20 protein-coding genes are annotated in these 17867 nt (G+C 64.0%); 4 read left to right on the top strand and 16 right to left on the bottom strand.

Annotated features, from left to right (window positions below; genetic code table 11):
* Nucleotides 1-31 precede the first annotated feature (31 nt).
* The 5 genes from HMPREF1531_RS06330 to HMPREF1531_RS06310 all read right to left on the bottom strand — a co-directional run bounded on the left by HMPREF1531_RS06330 (nt 32) and on the right by HMPREF1531_RS06310 (nt 6032).
* Nucleotides 32-2167 (bottom strand): FtsX-like permease family protein, encoded by a 2136-nt coding sequence (locus HMPREF1531_RS06330; RefSeq protein ID WP_016669101.1) that lies wholly within the window; start codon nt 2165-2167, stop codon nt 32-34.
* Nucleotides 2164-2949: an ABC transporter ATP-binding protein gene (locus HMPREF1531_RS06325; protein WP_016669100.1), complete on the bottom strand. Its 786-nt coding sequence runs from the start codon at nt 2947-2949 to the stop codon at nt 2164-2166. Before HMPREF1531_RS06325 ends, HMPREF1531_RS06330 begins: the two co-directional genes overlap by 4 nt.
* Nucleotides 2946-3470, bottom strand: coding sequence for a PadR family transcriptional regulator (locus HMPREF1531_RS06320; protein ID WP_036897375.1), 525 nt, complete (start codon nt 3468-3470; stop codon nt 2946-2948). Before HMPREF1531_RS06320 ends, HMPREF1531_RS06325 begins: the two co-directional genes overlap by 4 nt.
* Nucleotides 3471-3637: 167 nt before the next feature.
* Nucleotides 3638-4420: a hypothetical protein gene (locus HMPREF1531_RS06315; protein ID WP_016669098.1), complete on the bottom strand. Its 783-nt coding sequence runs from the start codon at nt 4418-4420 to the stop codon at nt 3638-3640.
* Between the two features lie 94 nt (nt 4421-4514).
* Complete coding sequence (locus tag HMPREF1531_RS06310) at nt 4515-6032, bottom strand: DUF7059 domain-containing protein (RefSeq protein ID WP_016669097.1); 1518 nt, start codon at nt 6030-6032, stop codon at nt 4515-4517.
* 39 nt (nt 6033-6071) lie between these two features.
* On the opposite strand from HMPREF1531_RS06310, the gene HMPREF1531_RS06305 reads away from it, so the two are divergent.
* Entirely contained in the window at nt 6072-8351 is a 2280-nt protein-coding gene (locus HMPREF1531_RS06305) for a DEAD/DEAH box helicase (RefSeq protein ID WP_016669096.1), read from the top strand.
* A gap of 151 nt (nt 8352-8502) precedes the next feature.
* Here HMPREF1531_RS06305 and HMPREF1531_RS06300 read toward each other — a convergent pair whose 3' ends face one another.
* The 7 genes from HMPREF1531_RS06300 to ssd form a co-directional block, all read right to left on the bottom strand.
* Nucleotides 8503-8874, bottom strand: coding sequence for an Rv3654c family TadE-like protein (locus HMPREF1531_RS06300; RefSeq protein WP_016669095.1), 372 nt, complete (start codon nt 8872-8874; stop codon nt 8503-8505).
* Nucleotides 8871-9197, bottom strand: a complete 327-nt coding sequence (locus HMPREF1531_RS06295; RefSeq protein ID WP_016669094.1) for a TadE family type IV pilus minor pilin — start codon at nt 9195-9197, stop codon at nt 8871-8873. Before HMPREF1531_RS06295 ends, HMPREF1531_RS06300 begins: the two co-directional genes overlap by 4 nt.
* Before the next feature lie 62 nt (nt 9198-9259).
* Nucleotides 9260-9529: a DUF4244 domain-containing protein gene (locus tag HMPREF1531_RS14165; RefSeq protein ID WP_016669093.1), complete on the bottom strand. Its 270-nt coding sequence runs from the start codon at nt 9527-9529 to the stop codon at nt 9260-9262.
* Nucleotides 9530-9797: 268 nt separating this feature from the next.
* Nucleotides 9798-10511, bottom strand: coding sequence for a type II secretion system F family protein (locus HMPREF1531_RS06285; RefSeq protein WP_016669091.1), 714 nt, complete (start codon nt 10509-10511; stop codon nt 9798-9800).
* A complete protein-coding gene (locus HMPREF1531_RS06280; protein ID WP_016669090.1) occupies nt 10508-11293 on the bottom strand; it encodes a type II secretion system F family protein in 786 nt (261 codons plus the stop codon). Before HMPREF1531_RS06280 ends, HMPREF1531_RS06285 begins: the two co-directional genes overlap by 4 nt.
* Nucleotides 11290-12453 (bottom strand): TadA family conjugal transfer-associated ATPase, encoded by a 1164-nt coding sequence (locus tag HMPREF1531_RS06275; RefSeq protein ID WP_016669089.1) that lies wholly within the window; start codon nt 12451-12453, stop codon nt 11290-11292. Before HMPREF1531_RS06275 ends, HMPREF1531_RS06280 begins: the two co-directional genes overlap by 4 nt.
* On the bottom strand, nt 12440-13453 hold the full coding sequence (ssd, locus tag HMPREF1531_RS06270; protein WP_016669088.1) for a septum site-determining protein Ssd: 1014 nt from the start codon (nt 13451-13453) through the stop codon (nt 12440-12442). The genes HMPREF1531_RS06275 and ssd overlap by 14 nt, the downstream gene beginning before the upstream one ends.
* Nucleotides 13454-13553: 100 nt before the next feature.
* Between ssd and HMPREF1531_RS06265 the strand changes: the two genes are divergently transcribed.
* The 3 genes from HMPREF1531_RS06265 (at nt 13554) to HMPREF1531_RS06255 (ending at nt 15716) form a co-directional block, all read left to right on the top strand.
* Nucleotides 13554-14363 carry a Cof-type HAD-IIB family hydrolase gene (locus tag HMPREF1531_RS06265; protein ID WP_016669087.1) on the top strand — a complete coding sequence of 270 codons (810 nt, stop codon included), beginning with the start codon at nt 13554-13556 and terminating at the stop codon, nt 14361-14363.
* A gap of 18 nt (nt 14364-14381) precedes the next feature.
* On the top strand, nt 14382-15128 hold the full coding sequence (locus HMPREF1531_RS14160; protein ID WP_016669086.1) for a hypothetical protein: 747 nt from the start codon (nt 14382-14384) through the stop codon (nt 15126-15128).
* A 75-nt stretch (nt 15129-15203) separates the two neighbouring features.
* Nucleotides 15204-15716: a phage holin family protein gene (locus HMPREF1531_RS06255; protein ID WP_016669085.1), complete on the top strand. Its 513-nt coding sequence runs from the start codon at nt 15204-15206 to the stop codon at nt 15714-15716.
* A 117-nt stretch (nt 15717-15833) separates the two neighbouring features.
* Here HMPREF1531_RS06255 and HMPREF1531_RS06250 read toward each other — a convergent pair whose 3' ends face one another.
* The 4 genes from HMPREF1531_RS06250 to HMPREF1531_RS06235 all read right to left on the bottom strand — a co-directional run bounded on the left by HMPREF1531_RS06250 (nt 15834) and on the right by HMPREF1531_RS06235 (nt 17681).
* On the bottom strand, nt 15834-16490 hold the full coding sequence (locus HMPREF1531_RS06250) for an NUDIX hydrolase (protein ID WP_016669084.1): 657 nt from the start codon (nt 16488-16490) through the stop codon (nt 15834-15836).
* Nucleotides 16490-16945, bottom strand: a complete 456-nt coding sequence (locus tag HMPREF1531_RS06245) for a RidA family protein (protein WP_016669083.1) — start codon at nt 16943-16945, stop codon at nt 16490-16492. Before HMPREF1531_RS06245 ends, HMPREF1531_RS06250 begins: the two co-directional genes overlap by 1 nt.
* Entirely contained in the window at nt 16945-17124 is a 180-nt protein-coding gene (locus tag HMPREF1531_RS06240; protein ID WP_016669082.1) for a hypothetical protein, read from the bottom strand. The genes HMPREF1531_RS06245 and HMPREF1531_RS06240 overlap by 1 nt, the downstream gene beginning before the upstream one ends.
* Nucleotides 17125-17375: 251 nt before the next feature.
* Nucleotides 17376-17681 (bottom strand): WhiB family transcriptional regulator, encoded by a 306-nt coding sequence (locus tag HMPREF1531_RS06235; RefSeq protein WP_016669081.1) that lies wholly within the window; start codon nt 17679-17681, stop codon nt 17376-17378.
* Between the last annotated feature and the right edge of the window lie 186 nt (nt 17682-17867).

The raw sequence follows: 17867 nt of genomic DNA, 5'->3' as shown, positions 1-17867 counted from the left end.
GCGCAAGATCCAGCCCCACTCAACCATGTGCTCATTCAAATCTGGTAGTGGTACCGATCACTCTTCCACCAGCCTTGGCGGTGGCCAGGATGCTGAGCAGGATCATCACCGCGCAGCCTGCGAAAACCGACAGGTAGAGCGGAGAAGGCCAGTCGATGTGGCGGGAAGACACCCCGCTCACGAGTGCCCATGCCGTGAACGTGCCCGATCCGATGCTGAGCGCAACGACGGTCACGAAGGGGGTCAGGGTCTGCTGAGCGATCATGCGTCGCAGCGTCGCCACGGGCATTCCGATGAGGCCCAGCAAGCTGTAAACCCGTCGCCCAGCAAGCACACCGGCTATTCCCGATACCGCCATCGACACAGCAGAGATGCATCCTGCGACGATGATTCCGACGATCGTCATGCCCGCAAATTGGTTCTCCAACGCCATGGAATCCATCCGGGTGAGATCGGGGAGGGTAAACACCGGCATGGTGGCCATCGGGGCCAAGATCGTTCTGACCCGCTCGATCGAATGCTGGTCACCATCGGTGGCCACGAGCACCAGGGTCTCCGGAGTCGTGGGCGCCTCAGCAGGTTGAGGGTCGGCCTGCTTGGAAGTCAACCAGCCCACAGAGACGGACACGTGGTCGGCTCCCTCGGGCAACTGCGACATGCCCATGGCCTCGGCATCTGGGCGGGAGAGCACGACCCTTTTGCCCTCTTCTTGTGCGGGGAAAGAGCCAGTCACCGTCGTGGTGACCCCGGCAGTGGCGGTGAGACGCTGCATCGCCTGCGCAGGATCGTCGGCGGTCCTGGCCACCACGATACTCACCGGCAAGTAGCCGGTACCTTGCTTGATCTTCCGGGCCCCCGCGGTCCCGGTCATCGCCACGGCGAAGACGGTGATGACGAACATCGCGATGACCAGCCCGGCCACTGTGCGAAATGAATTACGAGGATGACGCATGACCCGTCCCAGGCCCATGACTGCGGCGGCGCTGCGAACGCGGGTGGCGCTGATCCGTGCGACCCACCAGGTGAACAGCGGGCCGACGAGCAGAATGCCAGTCATGGTAAGCAGGAAGCCACCAATCAGCAGCGGGAAGCGCGGAACGAGATCGTCTTGCGTCCCCACCAACGGGCCCACACCCAATGTGATCAGCCCCACCGCCAGCGGAATCAGCGACAAAGCACTGGGCGGGTTCTCGATGCGCTCCCGGGAAACACCCAGCGGGCCGAGACCAGCACGACGAGTCCGCCACCACGCCACCGCCGTCGCGCTCACCATCGTCACCACGACACAACAGGCGATGACGAACGGGCTCGACACCAGGTCGCTGGGATAGAAGCTGCTGGTTCCCGCCCGAAGGCGGGCCGCCAATGGGATACAGGCGAAGTAGAGCCCGACGCCGAGAAGCGAACCGATACCGCTGACGATCCCTGTTTCCAGGGCAGCGAGCCGGGCCACCCCACCCGGAGTCGCACCAATCAGCCTGAGAGTCGCAAAGCGTTCGGCGCGCTGGGCTGCTCCCAGGTCGGTGACGATGCCGATGAGCAGCAGAACCGGAATGAGCACGGCAAATGCTCCGACGACGGCAACGATGCGGTAGGAGATTGAGGCGTATTCATAGCCGATGAATTCGGTGCGCACCTGGGCCCCTCCCGTGGAACTGGTGGCCACAACCTCCGAGAGCGACGTCCCTACGACGATCACCTTGGATTCTGGGCCTTCGACAACACCGGGATCGAGGGTGCCGATCGAGGTACCGTAACGGTCGCCCAGTTCGTCGGCCGGAGTCGCTGCGATACGCTCGGCCAGCGCCGGTGATGCGATGTACTCACCGGCGGCGGGAATCCGCGGGGCACCGGGGATATGCACCGTGCTGTCGGGGGTGGCGGCCACCTTGAGCACCTGGATCACTTGGTCGCCGTGGAAGTCATTGGTGGTGGCGGTGGCAACGTGACCGGAGTCAAGGACGACGTCGGGGCTCAGCGGCGTGGTGTCACCGGCAATGGTCAGCACCCAGGTGGAGCGCAGACTCCGGGCACCGAATGCCTGGTAGGCGCTGACCAGCATGAGCACCAGCGCCACACCGAGCATCATGCCCGCGGCAATACCCACCAGCCGCCGTCGCGACTCCCGGTCACCGGCAAGGACGAGACGCACCAATGCGGGACTCATAGCGCACTTCCCGGATGGTCAAGGTCCTCTGCCGGGTCGTCGACCAAGAGTCCGGTGCCCGAGCTGATCCTCCCATCACGCACCATGACCTCCCGGTCGGCATGGGCCGCAGTCCTCGGGTCATGAGTGATGATCACCACCGCAGCCCCGGCTGCCTTTGCCGCGCTGGTGAGAGCCTCCATGGTTCGTTCGGCCGCCAGCGAGTCGAGAGCACCGGTGGGCTCATCGGCGAACAGGATACGAGGCGAGGTAACCAGGGCCCGGGCAACGGCAACACGTTGCGCCTGGCCACCAGACATCTGGGCAGGCAATTTGTCGAATTGATCGCCTAGGCCGAGGCCATCGAGGATCTCACGGGCCTGCACGATGGCCTGTTTACGGGAGACCCCGGACATGAGCAGCGGCAATGTCACGTTGTCCACTGCCGATAGATCGGGCAGCAGCTGCCCGAACTGGAAGACAAAACCGAACTCGCGCAGCCGCAAGGTGGAACGGGCAGCCTCACCGAGACGGGTGATATCACGGCCATCGAAATGAACACTTCCGGCCGACGGCACCAAGACCCCGGCAAGCACATGGAGCAGAGTGGACTTCCCCGAACCGGACGGACCCATCACGGCCAGCATCTCGTCGCGCCGGATGTCGAGATCAATCCCGCGCAGGGCGTGGGTGCTGCCGAACCAGAACTCCAGCCCTCGTGCCGACATGATGACCCCAGGGCGAATGTCCGCGTCGACGATTCCAGTTGCGCAGACCGAATGAGTGGCCTGTTGCTTGGTCATGCGACCACCTGCTCCCTGAGTTCACCCAGTCGGGATGCGGTGAGGTCAATCCAGCGCAAATCGGCCTCGATGTGGAACAGCGAATGATCTGCGAGCAGCACACCGGCTAGGTCGGCTTGCTTCTTGGCGCGGGTGAGCTCGCGCATCCTGGCAAGGTGCTCGGCGCGCTGCAAGTCAAGCAAACGTTCGGCATCATCGTGGAGCAGCAAGGCGATCACCGTTTTGGCGAATAACTCGGCCTTAATCGAATCAGCCGGGACCTCGGGGGTGAAGATCCATTTGGTCACCACGTCATGACCCGCAGGAGTGATCGCGTATTGCTTACGGTCAGGACCCGCGCCTGCCGACGAACCGCGGGCCTCTATGAGGCCGTCACGCAGCAGCCTGGCGAGGGTCGAGTAGATCTGCCCGTAGGCCAGTGGTTTGGTATCACCAAACCATCTGTCCCAACTGTTCTTCAGGTCATATCCGTAGCCAGAACCTGCATCGAGGAGGCCCAGCAGAGTGGTTCGCGTGTCCATGAATACAACTATACACTGCGTATATACGCGTGAGGTATAGTCAATAAGAGCAATGTGCCCGACCGATCTCGTCGTTAGGCAGCCAACGGGCACGGCGCAGGCCAGTGCAGCACGATTCCCACGCAAGTGATGCCGACCCGGCGAGGGTGACATCTACCCAGCGGCCCTCACCCCTCGGAAAGCACCTTGTCGAGGATTTCGGTGCTCCGATACAGCGTGGAGAAGTGGTCTTCGCCGGGGAGCACGATCATGCTGGTGTGCACCACACCCCGTTCCCGGAACCACTGTTCACCCTGTGCAGCGGCATAGTAGCCACTAAATTCGTCGATGGAATCTCCGAGGTCCTCGTCACCAGCCACCCAGACCATCTCATAGTGCGCCTTGAGTTCATCGGATAGCGACGGGGCAAACCCGGCTTCTTGGTAAAAATCGCCTCCAGCCACCATGAATGCCCCTCCCCCGGTAAACAAGTTTGTATGCATGGTCATGAAATAGTTGGTGATTGCCTCGGCGCCTCCCGAGTAACCCACAAGCCACACATCAGACAGGTCGATGGAGCGTTCCTTCTGGGCACCCGCCACCAGTTCCGCCAGCCACCGGGATGAATCCGGATCGACCCACCACGTGCCGGTCATATCGTCCGGGGTGACCGCGGCGAGCATCAGCAGGTGGTGGCGGCGAGCGACCTCGGCATAGTCGTCGAGAACGGTACTGTCCGGGTCGAATTCGCCGTGGCCATCGCCGTGCAGATAGATCATGAGCCCGGTGGTCTCAGCCGGGTCAAGATGCGCCGACCAGACACCGTATTCGCTGGCGAGTCCGGTGGAGTCGATGAACTCAAGGCCTGTTTCATCGCCCCGGGGAACCATAACCTTTCCGGTCGAAGACCTCATCCCACATCCACACAGCACCACCAGGCACATGGCGAGTACGAGCAGCCGCCTTCCCATGTTCTCACCTCCTGGGGTACTGCGCGATCAATGACCGATGCCGAAACTACTTCACCACACGGTCACCCTCCTCACCTACCGCGATAACCCGCGATCACACCAGCCGCAGGAAATCGTCTACGATCGCGGCCCGCACTCCGGGGAGCAGTTGAGCACGCAGCGATGCGACGTCGGCCTCCATCAGCTGTGCCACGGCGTCGATGATCACCCCCAGTGGTAGATCCCCATCGCAGGCGCCAAGAACTGCGGTCAGTTCAGTGGTCAGCTGGGTGGCGCGTTTGAGCCCCTGTCCTTGTCGCATGACCAGGTACTGCGGATCGGGCGCCCCGAGACTTCCCATGGTCTCGCTGACGACACCGGGGGCGATTCTCCATCGAGCCCCGAGCAATTCACCGTCGTCCATAGACGCCGCGCTGACCTGTCGGCACCGGGCACCCAGTGCCACACCGACAGGTTGAACCACCTCATGGGGCCAGGATTCGACGTGCACGTCCGGTATTTCACGTCCGGAATTGACGACGGTGATCCAGCCCATGCCGATCCCGGTGATGTGCAGCGCATCGAAATAATCGAGCCACTCCCGGTAACGGGCCTCCCAGGTCGCATCCCCGGCCAGCCCTGCGTCGGTGAGCCACATCTCGATGTAGGCGAAGGGATCAAGCCGTTCACGCTCAATGATCCACAAGTCAGCGCCCCCGTTTGCCCAGGCTGCGACACGTTCCGTCCACGGCTGGTCGTCGGTGATTGCCCAATTGGCCAGCACCTGGGCGACCCCTCCGGGGTTTAGGTGGGCGGGTGCCCCGGTGACCACCTGCCGCACGAGGTCGTCGGATTGCAGCCCAGCCTCCCGGTAGACCAGGCATCCGTCGGTGCGCGGCGGGGACATGACATAAGGTGGGTTGGTGACGATGAGATCGAAACTCTCGGGAACCGGGTCGTAGAGGGAGCCGTCGCGCAGATCAACGTCGATGTTGTTGAGTGCGGCGGTGAGTCGTGCGAAGTGCAGGCAGCGCGGGTTGATGTCAGTGGCGACGATCCGGTCGGCGTGAGTGGACAGGTGCAGGGATTGCACCCCGCAGCCGGTGCCGAGATCGAGGGCGGCGCCGACATGGCCAGGGATCGTCATCCCGGCCAGAGTCGTGGAAGCCGGGGAGACACCAAGAACGTAGTCCGGGCGTGTTGGGCGACGGTCATTGTCAAGGCCGGGAGTGGGGTCGGAGACAACCCAGCCATCGAAAGTCGCAGGGGCCCCAGCGACCGGTTCGGTATCGGGGATCTCGAACCCATAGGGACGGATATCGACCTCGGCACGGACGCTGTCCCCGGTGACGGTGACCAGCCCGGTTCCTTCGAGTCTGGCCAGGGGCAGCGCCCTGGCTGCATCACGACGTGGTACCTCGCGCCCCAAGACGAACATCTTGATGAGGGTGGCCTGCGGGTCATCGGCATCCCCGAGGGCTGTAGCCGCCGGGATTGTCGAGTTGCGGCCCAGCCCAGCCTGCCCGGCCTCGGTGATGCGATCCAGCACGGGATCAACTCGGTAGTCGGCGGCGATCAGATGATCACGAAGGTGCTTCATCGTCCCACTGTCGCACAATACTTCGCTCCACATTGCGACGAGCCGCCCATCCAGCCATGGCAGGGTTGTGCCATGGCTATTCCCGACTGGTTGATCTCCGACGAGCGGGTCGTCGGAATCCGCCATCACGAGGCCATCGCAGGGGTGAGCGCCGAATGGCCCGAGTGGTTGCCCGGCGAGATCCGCGATTCACTGACCGCCGCGGGTATCCACCACCCGTGGCAGCACCAGGTGACCGCAGCCCAGCATCTGTGGTCGGGACGACACGTGGCATTGAGCACCCCGACGGCCTCGGGCAAGTCGCTGGCCTATCTGATGCCGATCATGGCAGCGACGGCCGTAGACCCAGCCCGGGCGCGGCTCGGTGTGAGTTGCGATGATCTACGTTCCCGGCTGGGTGTTGCCCGGCACACGGCCCTTCATCTGGCTCCAACGAAAGCCCTTGCCCATGATCAATTGACCTCGGCACGCAGGCTCGGCCCAAAGGGCTGGCTTGTCGGAGCGCTGGACGGAGATTCCTCTCCCGCCGAGCGTCAATTCGCCCGGGATCACGCCGGTTTCCTGTTTTCCAACCCGGACATGATCCATTTCTCGGTGCTGCCCAACCACACCCGCTGGGCACGATTCCTGTCGTCGCTGCGTTATGTGGTGATCGACGAGGCCCATTACTGCCGCGGGGTGTTCGGGTCCCAGGTGGGACAGGTGATCCGGCGACTACGGCGGCTCTGCGCTGTCCACGGGGCAGAGCCCACCTTCATCCTCACCTCGGCGACCATGGCGCAGGCGGGAAGATCTGGAGCAGAACTCATCGGGGAGCCCAACCCACTCATCGAGGTCGCCGAAGATTCCTCCCCGCATTCCGGGCGCGACGTGGTGTGCTGGGCTCCCGCATCCGATGCCCCGCACGATGCCGCGGAGTTGATGGCTGGGCTCGTCGATGCCGGGATGCGGGTGCTGACCTTCGTTCGTTCCCGCGCCCAGGCCGAGTTGGTGGCGTTGTGGGCCGCGAAGCATTCCACCTCGGGGCGTGCGATCGCCTCCTACCGTGCCGGGTATCTGGCCGAGGACCGCCGGGCGCTGGAGAAGCAGTTGCGCAGCGGTGAACTGGGCGGGGTCGCATCGACGAGCGCCCTGGAGCTCGGGATCGATATCGCCGGGCTGGATGCGGTGGTGATAACGGGTTTCCCCGGTTCACTGGCGGCATTCTGGCAGCAGGCTGGGCGGGCCGGGCGTGGCGCCGATGACGCCCTAGTGGTGCTCGTCGCCAAGGATGACCCGTTGGACGCCCACCTGATGGCCCATCCCGAGTTGATCTTTGATCATCCGGTCGAACGGACGGTGCTGCACCCCTCAAACAAATACGTTCTAGCTCCCCACCTCGCTGCCGCAGCCCAGGAGCAGCCGCTCACGCCGGATGACGAGAGATGGTTCGGGCCAACGATGACCGGCATCGCCAACCAATTGAGCGTCTCGGGACTACTGCGGCGCCGGCCCACTGGATGGTACTGGACCCAACCACAGCGGGCAGTAGATTCAATCGATCTGCGAGGGGGAACCACCAAGCCGGTGGAAATAGTCGAAGAAGCCTCGGGACGGGTGATCGGCTCGGTGGATCGTGGAGTGGTGGAGCGCACCGTGCACACTGGTGCGGTCTATCTACACCAGTCGGAGCAGTGGCTGGTGCGCGAACTGAATCTCGACGACCGGGTGGCTCTGGTGAAACGCAGCGAGTTGCCTTACTACACCCAGGCACGGGTGGAGGAGGAAATTCACATTCTCGCAGAGACCGATCGTCGCGATCTGGGCCGCGGTGTGGTGTGCCGGGGCGAGATCGAGATGGCCTCGCAGGTGACCAGTTTCCTGCGACGCGACGAGCAGACCGGTGAGGTGTGGGACGAGACCCCACTGGAACTGCCAATGCACCGGATGCGGACCCGGGCGATGTGGTGGCTGGTACCCGATGAGGTGGTGGCCGAGCTGCAGATAAGCACAGTGCAGCTGGGCGGGGGAATCCATGCCGCCGAGCACACCGCGATCGGGCTTCTCCCGGCCTTCGCTCCCTGCGACCGCTGGGATATCGGCGGATTATCGGCGATCCTGCATCCCGATACCGGCACAACGACAATCTTCGTCCACGACGGGGCTGACGGCGGGGCGGGATTCGCCGAATACGGTTACGAGATCGCCGAGAAATGGTGGGCCGCCACCCGAGAGCGACTACGGAGTTGCTCCTGCGATGCGGGCTGCCCCAGTTGCTGTATATCGCCCAAATGCGGCAATGCCAACCAAATGCTCGACAAACACAGCGCCGCGGATCTGCTGGAGATACTGCTGGGCAGTGAGCCCGGTTGACCAGGATCATTGCGGTGGCTTCCGGGTACCTGCTCCCCGGCACCCAGCCGTTACGCCCATGAGAACCCACCACCATGAACTGCATAACTGCTTGGTAAACAAGACACCCACCAAGACGATTCGTGCTGGAACGATATCGAGAACAACTGCTTCATCCCCCAGAGACGTCGGAGACGATGCCCGCTCGAGCACTAGCCCGTGCGGTGCGCGGGGCATCCGGGATGGCTGGGAGCACCTCGACCTCAACAGTGATGTCAATGACGAATTCCCCATAGCCACTGGTAAGCTCACATTCAACCAGCCTCGCTCGGTTCTGCTCGGCAGCTCGTCCGCCCTGGGCGCAGCCGTCGGCACCATCGGCATGAGCCTGGGCCGCGGCTAGGGCAACGATGTCGGCGGCCGAACGAGCGCGCTGCCCGGAGGCCAGCCAACCTCCATGGATGGCCGCGACGAGCCCGGCCATGGCGAGAACCATGATGATCGCGATGACCAGCCCGGAACCAGCACCGCGCTGGAGGTTCATCGTCCCTGCCTCGGGGAGATGCCCGAGCCGGTGACGGTGAGTGGGCCGAGCACCCCGAAACGGGCATCGACAGTGACACGGACCATGACTTCCTCGGGTTTCTCATCGGTGATGATGGCGGCCCCCGCAGGAGCCAGCGATTCGAGCTTGGCTGCCGCCGCAGTGTCTCCGCGCCCGAGCTGACGAGCGATCTGGCCTGCCACATCGGTGCAGCGGGATTGCAGCATGAGCAACGAGATGCCCCAGCCGATCACTGTGGCCACCACTGCCGCGGACAAGATACCGACGGCCAGCTCGAAGGTGACCATTCCACGTTGTTGCATCGCGATTCTCCTTCGTCAGTGGTGGGGCCGGGCGCAACTCGGCCCCACCGACGTGTGACTGGTCAGCCGAGCATTCCGGACATCTTTGCGATGAGATCGACAACGAATTTCAGCATCTGGCTGAAGAATTCGCTGTGCTTGAAGATGTTCAGCAGCACCAAGGCCAGGGCGACCGCTGCCAAGATGCCAACCGCATATTCCGCGGTCGCCATGCCCCGCTGGAGTGTCCGCCGCACCACACCGGTGTGGGCCGTCACGGGAGCAGGGACGAGATATTCGCCCACAACCGAGCAGGCGGTGGTGTCGAGGGTATTGGGAGTGTTGTCAGCCATCTTCGGCTCCTTCCTTCGGGCCCGTCGGGCCAGGTGCCCCGGGAATCGGGCTCACCGGGATGATCGGCGAGTCAACCCGGAACGCCCATCTGGACAACACACTGTGGAAAACTCGCATCTCGAGATTCGCTTTCACCCAGGTGCTGCCCGCACGCGGGCTTGTGAACCGGATTGCTTGGATGTCGGTTTCCTTGTACCGGGTGCTGCCCGCACCCGGAGTTTCTTTCCTCACCCTGCGAATCTGCAGGTCCCTTGGTCAACGTGCGATTCACCAGTTGAGCTCAGCGAGGGTCGATGCGATGATCGGCACCACCCCGACCAGCACGAAAGCGGGCAGGAAGCAGGTGACCAGCGGTAGCACGCTGCGCACTCCGACGGCCCTGGCACGCCGGGTACGGGTAGCGCCCAGTTCTGCCCTGGCTTGTTGAGCGGTGACCATGAGCAGCCGGGACATCGCAGCTCCTGAGGCTGCACTGCGGGCCAGATCACGAGCCAGATCTCCCCATACCGGATGGTCACCCAGTTGTGCCCAGGCGCGATCGTCTGACCGCCCGACCTCGACATTGCCCAGCACGTCCCCCAGTAGTGACGCCGTGGGCTCCGGGACGAGTGCAGTCACCCGCGCGGTCACCGTCCGCAATGGCAGCCCCGCGTCCAATCCGGCCCGCATCAGGTCCAAGGTCTCGGGTAATTGCTCGGCCAGTTGCCGATTGACCCGGGCCGGACCGCGGGCGTCGAGCAGGGCGATAGCCTTGAGCACTAGCGGAATCGCGACGACACCGGCAACCGCCCCAGCCACACCGCCAATGCCCAGCCAGATGACCAACCCGGTCAACCCGGCGAGTGCCCAAGTCGTCGGATTACCCTGCGATGATCCGCCGGGCGGGTGGATCATCCGATGCAGCCGGTGTCCGTCGTCGGGCAGCACGCACCACAAGAACACCCACGCGGATGCTCCCGCCGCGCACAGCGCCCAAGTCATGCTGCCCCCTTCGACGCTTTGTCGCCCACCGACATCGTCCACACCAGACCCAGGCACACCAGCATCACCGCAGCTCCCAGACACAGCTGACCCACCAGGGTGGTGCCGAGAAAACGCAACGGATTGCCACCAGTGGTGAATCCCATGAATACTCCGGCAAGCGGCAACGCAGCCATCAGCTGCCCCGATGCCTTGGCTGAGGCCAGTTCAGCATCTACGGTGCGTTCCACCCCGCGTTGTTCCCGCACACCGTCGGCAACGGTCTGGACGGCCGAAGCGAGCGGGGCACCAGTAGCCTGGCTCAGTGCCCACGCCCGACCCATCGAAGCAAACCCCTCGCAGCCGGGACGGGTACCCAATTCACGCAAGGCATCGGGCACCGATCCCCCGATCTGGGAAGTGGCTACGACCTCATCAAGCATCCGGTGATCGGCTGCCACCCGTCGCAACGCAACCTCGGCGATGTCACCGACCTGGAGCTGGGCCGACAACGCGGTGCAGATCCGTGCGGTTTCGGCTCGTGCCCGGGTAATCCGACGGGTGGCGTGCACCTGCCGGGTGATCCATCTCATGGTCAGCATGGCTACCCCGGCTGGGACCACACCGACGAGAACTCGCGGGTTAAGCACCACGACACACACCCCGAGTGTCACCAACGGCACCAGCCAACCTGGGATCGACAAAGATTTACCGGGTTTGGCGTCGGTGAGCATCCAGGTGGCCGAGGGCGTTGGCAGCACGCACCTCAAGGCAATCAGACAGGCGATAGCGACGACAATCATGGCGCGCCTGCCTCCGGCAACCCGACCCGGGCAGCGAAGCGGGACCATCCGGGCCCCGCCACCACACGGTGGCCGTCGGGGCTGGTGACCGCCTCGACGATGACGACCCGGCCCGCATCATCAGTGCCGACCATCCCGATCTGGGTGACCGCTCGTCGTCCGGCAGCCAGCCGGGACACCTGGACGACGACGTCAAGAGCGGCAGCCACCTGGCAGTGGCAGGCCTCCCGTCCCAGGCCCCCCAGTGCGGCCAAGGCTTCCAGGCGTGCGGGCAGATCGGCTACCGAGTTCGCGTGAATCGTCCCGCATCCTCCCTCGTGGCCGGTGTTCATCGCGGTGAGCAGATCGCACAATTCCCCACCCCGCACCTCACCGACCACCAGCCGGTCAGGGCGCATCCTGAGTGCCTGCCTGACAAGGTCTGTCATGGTGACCGCTCCGATGCCTTCTGAGTTCGGGGGGCGGCATTCCAACCGCACGCAATGGGGATGACCAGGGGCCAGCTCGCGGGAATCCTCCACCACCAGCAACCGATGCTCCGCGGGTACCAATCCGAGCAAAGCCGACAGCAGGGTCGTCTTGCCGGACCCGGTTCCCCCGCTCACCAGGAACCCAACCCTGGAGGTCACGACTACTCCCAGCAATGCAGCCATCCGTTCACTGATCGAACCATTGGCCACCCAGTCGGTGATCGACATGTGCCCACCGGAGTGCAGACGCAGCGAGATGCACGTACCCGGGTCGGCTAGGGTGCCCAACACCGCGTGCAGGCGAGTGCCATCGGGTAGCCGGGCATCAACCCACGGGCTGGCGTCGTCAAGACGACGCCCCACCCTGGCCGCTAACCGGGTGGCCAGGCAACGAACCTGGGTGTCGTCGTCGAAGTGCACTGACACTCGCTCCAACCCCCTGCCCCGGTCAACGAAGACCTGGTCGGGGCCATTGACCAGGATGTCGGTCACTCCATCAAGATGTCCCAATTCGTCGAGCGGGCCCCACCCGGTGCTTGCCCGGTGCAAGGCCTCCACCGTCGTCAGGACCATGGCGTCGGAGACTGCCCAGCCGAGATCGCGCAGCACAGTGGCCACATCGTGCGGGGTCCAAGAACCACCCGTGCGGGCAAGCCGGGCGCGGACCTCCTCCAGATCAGGCCTGGTCATCGCTCACCGCCATCGCGTCGAGCAACCGGTCGCACACTTTGTTCACTCGCCGGCTAGCTCTCGGCGGCACCCCTGAGGCTGCGTCAGTTGCCAGCCGACGGTCATCACCCACCACCCCATTTACCTCAAGCCCCAGGGCCTCCCCCACCAACTCCGGAGATAACGAGGCCCCGGGGCGACGCCGCACCACCAGGTGAGCGTCGCTCAATCCCAGGATTTCCATCCGGGAGCGAGTAGCCAGAACCTGCTTCACCCCAGATGCGACGAGCAGGACATCATGGTCGACGTGGCTGGTCGCTTCCCACCGGGCACCCGAGTCAAGAATGACGAGTTGGTGCGATCTGCGCAGCGACGCCAACACGGAGTTGATGGCGGCGTTCGATGGTGTTGTGTTGCTGGTGGCCCGCATGGCGAGCAGGTCGACACCGAGCACCGTCGGCAGGTGAGCAGTGATGTCGCCCAGGTGACCGGAGGCCGCGGTGAGGTCGGGCCAGCGCCACCCCGGTGTCTTTTCCGCCCCCATCACCAAGTCGATTCCCCCACCCCATTCATCGAGTTCTACCAGCGCAGCGCTCATTGAGCGATGCGCACCGCGAAGCGCCAGGGCCGCAGCGAAGGTGGTGGCACCGACTCCCCCACTGCCGCCGATGACTCGCACCACCACCGCGGAGCGCCCAGCATCCTGGTCTCCGCTGATCACCGCCGACAGGAACCCGGTGTGCTGGGGCAGCACCAGCACCGGCGCTCCCAGGGGCATAGACCATGCCAAGGCGCTGTCGGCGTCCGTGGTGCACAGGTGCACCCCTGGACGGTGTGGCAAGGCCATGCCGAGCACCGTCGCTGCGAGATCGGAGCCGATGAGCACGACTGGAGCGCCACGCCAAGCAGCACGGATTCGGTCGACATCACGGGCCAGGTCAAGATGCACCTGGGCGGCCGCAGCAACGGATTCGACGATCTCGGACAGCGCCCGGTCGCGGGAGATCAGCAGCGGGTTCATGCACTGATGATGTCCGGACGCCGTGGCTTCGTTCAGATTGACCGAAGCCCTGTGCACAACTCACACCAGCACCGGCATCCCCACGTCATAGGATCGGTGGGTGACCATTCGCATGATTCTCACCGACCTCGATGGGACGCTGCTGCGCAGCGACAAGACGATCTCCGAGCGAGCCCTGGCGGCCATCGATACTGCTCTCGACGCCGGGATCATGGTCGTCCCCGCAACCGGACGGTCGGTGGTCGAGATCGGCCGTCTGCTGCCGTCTGGGCTGAGATCGCGGGTCATTTGTTCCAACGGGGCCGTCGTCTACGACGCAGCCAACGAACGGGTACTGATCCATCGACCGGTATCCCCCACGGTGCTATCCGCCTTCGTGACAGAACTGACCGACCTGGACGCCAACGCACGATTCGCGGTTCTCACCGAAGCCGGATGGGGTTTCATCGCTGAACCGGAGTACCTCGGTCTGATGCATCCCGGCGATCACGGGCGTCGTCTCGAAACGATCCAAACCGCCCCATTGGAGGAATTGATCACCCACGAGGCGACAAAGATCGTCGTCCGCTCGTCCGCCACGCCCCTGCCTGAGCTGATAGCCGCCTGTGAACAAGCTGCCCATGTCGGGGTGGTGGTGACCACCTCGGGGGTGCCCTTCGTCGAGATCTCGGCCGCCGGGGTCACCAAAGCCACCGCCGCTGCATGGATCGCCCGGCAAGCGGGCATCTCCCCGCAGGAGGTGATCGCCTTCGGTGACTCTCCCAATGATCTGGACATGCTGCAGTGGGCCGGACGAAGCGTGGCAATGGCCAACGCGGAACCGGCGGTGATCGATATCGCCGACCACATCGCGGGCGACAACGACCAAGAGGGATGGGCCGTCGTGGTGGAGGAGTTGCTGGGCATCTGATTCCCATAGAATTGGACTATGGCTTCCCATTCCAAACTCCCGGAAGCCGCACTCACCTGGCTGATCGGTGCCGAGCCAGTGCGTGTGGTGGCCTTGGCTTGCCCGCGCAGCATCATCCACGAATTGGTCGCCAAGGGGCATGGGGTGGCTGCTGTTGAGGAGGAGTGGATCCGGGCGCACAAACTCGCCGCCCTCTACCCCCACTCCGAGCAGGTCGTCGCCATGGTCGGTGAACCACAGAACCTGCCACTGACTCCCTGCAGTGCCCACGTGGTGCTCGTCGGCCAAGGGTGCGACACCTCCCCTACGCAGATCCAGTCACAGATCAGCCGCTCCCTTCAACCCGGAGGCTGGGCGGCCGGGTGGCAGATCGTGCGCGATGACTCAGTGCCCTGGGTACAGCGGTTGATCGAGGTGATGCGTTCTGTGGATGCCGACGCGATGCAATCGACCGACCTGGAGACCGGGTCATTGGTCGATTCAAAATATTTCCCGCGAGTCGAGACCCGGGATTTCCGCTTGTGGCTGCCAATCACTCGCGCCCAGGTGAGAGCCATGGTGGAGTCCGCCCCGGCCGTCGCGGCCCTGCCTGATGTCGAACGCACCAAGGTGATGGCCCGAGCCGACGCGGTCTTCGACGGGGTGGGACGCACCTCGGAGATGCAGCTCCCTTACCAGCTGCACTGCTGGCGGGCGCACGTCGACCACGAGGAACTGACGGTGCCAATCACCCTGGGTGATGGTGCCCTTCACATCATCATCTGACACCTTGTGTCCCTGAGCATGGCTGGGACCGTTAGGCTTAGATCGCCATTCGTAGTGAGGATGAGAGGACCGATCATGACGCAGCGAACGAACGTGGGTGAGTACATCCGGGTTCTGAGGACCTCCGTTCCCGAGATGTTCGCGCAGATCAAGGAACTGGCTGCCGCAGAGATCAAGCCGATGGTCAAGCACGGTGGTTTCGGGGCAGGCGGCATCATCGCGGCGTTGATCTTCGCCGTCGTACTATTCGAGGTGGCTCTGCTGGCGGCCGGTTTCGGGCTGTCCATCATCTTCGCCGAAGTACTAGACCGCCACCCGATCACCGCACTGGCTCTCGGTTTCACCGTGCTGGCCGTGATTTTCCTGATCCTCACACTGATCATTGCTCTCATCGGATGGCGTCAACTGAAGAAGGTTCGCACCCCGCAAGCGACGATCGCCGAGACCAAGGCATCAATCAGCGCCATCACCATGGCCATCGAATCAGGAATTGACAACGTCGAAAACCATCGCACTCCCGCCGATGGCCTGGAGGTCGCGAGCCTGGGGACGCTATCCACCGACCGCGACGCAGGCTGGACTCACTGAATTTTCCACCTAATGCGACCGCGCGGCACCCAAGCGTGGGACGTCAACACGCACGTCGCTGATCACACGTGATCAACGGGTACCTGCATTCCTCATTACTTGCCTTCACCGCACAGCTCACCCACGCACTTGGTCCCCCGAATGCGTCGAATCCCTGGCGAATCTCTCGGGAACCGGAAGGGTGCGGCTGCGGTCCCAGGGCTGCGACCAACCACCCAAGTCGAGTAGGGCGTTGGTGAGGAAGGCAGTGAAACCCCACAGGAAGAGATCGCCGAAGACCCAGGCGGGGCCGGTCCGCCCGGATCTGTGCAGGGCAGTCACCCGGTTGACCGGGTCGGCGAGTTCGGACACCCGCCAGCGATGCACGGCTGCAACCTCGCCGGAACTCACCGGGGCCAGCTCTCCCGTACCCTCCCAGGTACCGACGACGGGGACAACATCGAAGGCAGTCACCGGCAGCCGGGTGGTGGGCATGGTGCCGAGCACAGTGACCTCCTGGGTCTCCAGGCCGATCTCCTCACGAGTCTCACGCAGCGCGGTGGCGATCTCATCGGCGTCTCCCGGATCCCGCCGCCCACCCGGAAAGGAGAGTTGCCCCGCGTGTTTTCGCAGCCCGGAGGCGCGCTCGGTGAATACCAGGTCCGGGTCATCACCACGCGACAGTAGGGCGAGGACCGCGGCGCTGGCGGCTCCCACAGGGCGGCGTCGATCGGCTATTCCCCAACTCCTGACCAAGTTGTCGTCGCCGAGTGCGGCCAGCAGCTGGTCGAACATCAAACGGAAACGGTCAGTTCAACCTCGACGGCCGCATTGCGCGGCAGCACGGCCACGCCAACCGCGGAACGCACGTGCCTTCCCTGGTCACCGAAGATCTGGGCCAGCAGATCCGAGGCCCCGTTGGCGACGGCCGCCTGGTCGGTGAATACCGGATCGGAGTTGACAAAGACGGTCACCTTGACCACCCGGGAGATGACGTCGATGCCGCCGGCAACCGAGGCAGCCGCTGCGACGGCGTTGAGCGCTGCCTGGCGTGCAGCCTGTTGACCAGCCAAGACATCCAGATCAGCGCCTAGCCGACCGGCGACCAGGTTGCCCACAGCATCAATCGGCAACTGACCAGAGGTGAGCACGTGCTGCCCGTCGCGCAAGGCGGGAAGGTAGGAGCCGAGCGGGGTGGCCACCGTCGGCAACTCGATACCGAGATCGGCGAGGTTCTGACTGACTGTCATCATGCCTCCTGGAGTGGGCGTTTGAAATATCCGACGAGAGTGTCCGGGTTGGGCCCGGGAGCCAGCTGCACGAGCTCCCATCCCTCGGAGCCGAAATTGTTGAGAATCTGCTGGGCGACGTGGCTCAGCACGGGGGCGACGAAGTACTCCCACTTGATGGGCGCTGGTGCATCTCTCATGACCCAAGCCTATTGCCTCGCACGGCACCGGCCAGACTCGGAAAGATCAGCTGGACCCAGGACACGGCCCGACCGGGTAGCGAGAGGCACACCACCCGGATGCTTTCACCCCACATCGACGAGGATCGGGCGGGGTGGCACCCGTAACAACGAGGAGCACTCGTCAATGACCGGCGGACCTCAAGCACATTATTTGGCGGGGTCCCGCACGGACACCACCGTGAGTGCGGGACCCACAAGGGGAGGGAAAATCAGGAACTGACACCGGCAGTGACGTGGGGGCGCGTCGTTGTCGGCTGTTGATGGAGAACCTCGAACCAAGACTCCACATCGGGGCGCAGACGCAGCAATTGACGTCGTTCGCGCTCCGTCATTCCGCCCCACACGCCCCATTCGATGTGATTGTCCAGTGCCTCGGCTAGACACTGGGGGCGGACAGGACAGCCGCCGCAGATCGCCTTGGCTCGTTTCTGATCCTTGCCCTCGGGAAACAGGGCATCATTCATCCCGCGGCACTTGGCCAGCAAGGGCCAGTCTTCGGGGTCAGGCATGGCCATCGACACACGCTCCTTCCTTGGTGCGAGTGGCCGTCACCCTCGTTGGTGCGGTGCCACCCAAACTACACCCGGGGTTGAGTTCTGGAAAACTCGCCCCCTGCCTATTGAGGAGCTATTTGATCAACCCTGGGCTGATCTGGGGGTTCAACAGGGGTGCCGTGGACTGGGCTTCACGTATCCTTGGTG

This window comes from Propionibacterium sp. oral taxon 192 str. F0372, from assembly GCF_000413315.1.
Taxonomy (GTDB): domain Bacteria; phylum Actinomycetota; class Actinomycetes; order Propionibacteriales; family Propionibacteriaceae; genus Brooklawnia.
The sequence above is the reverse complement of the archived record's forward strand: the minus strand, read 5'-3'. Positions and strand labels throughout refer to the sequence as shown.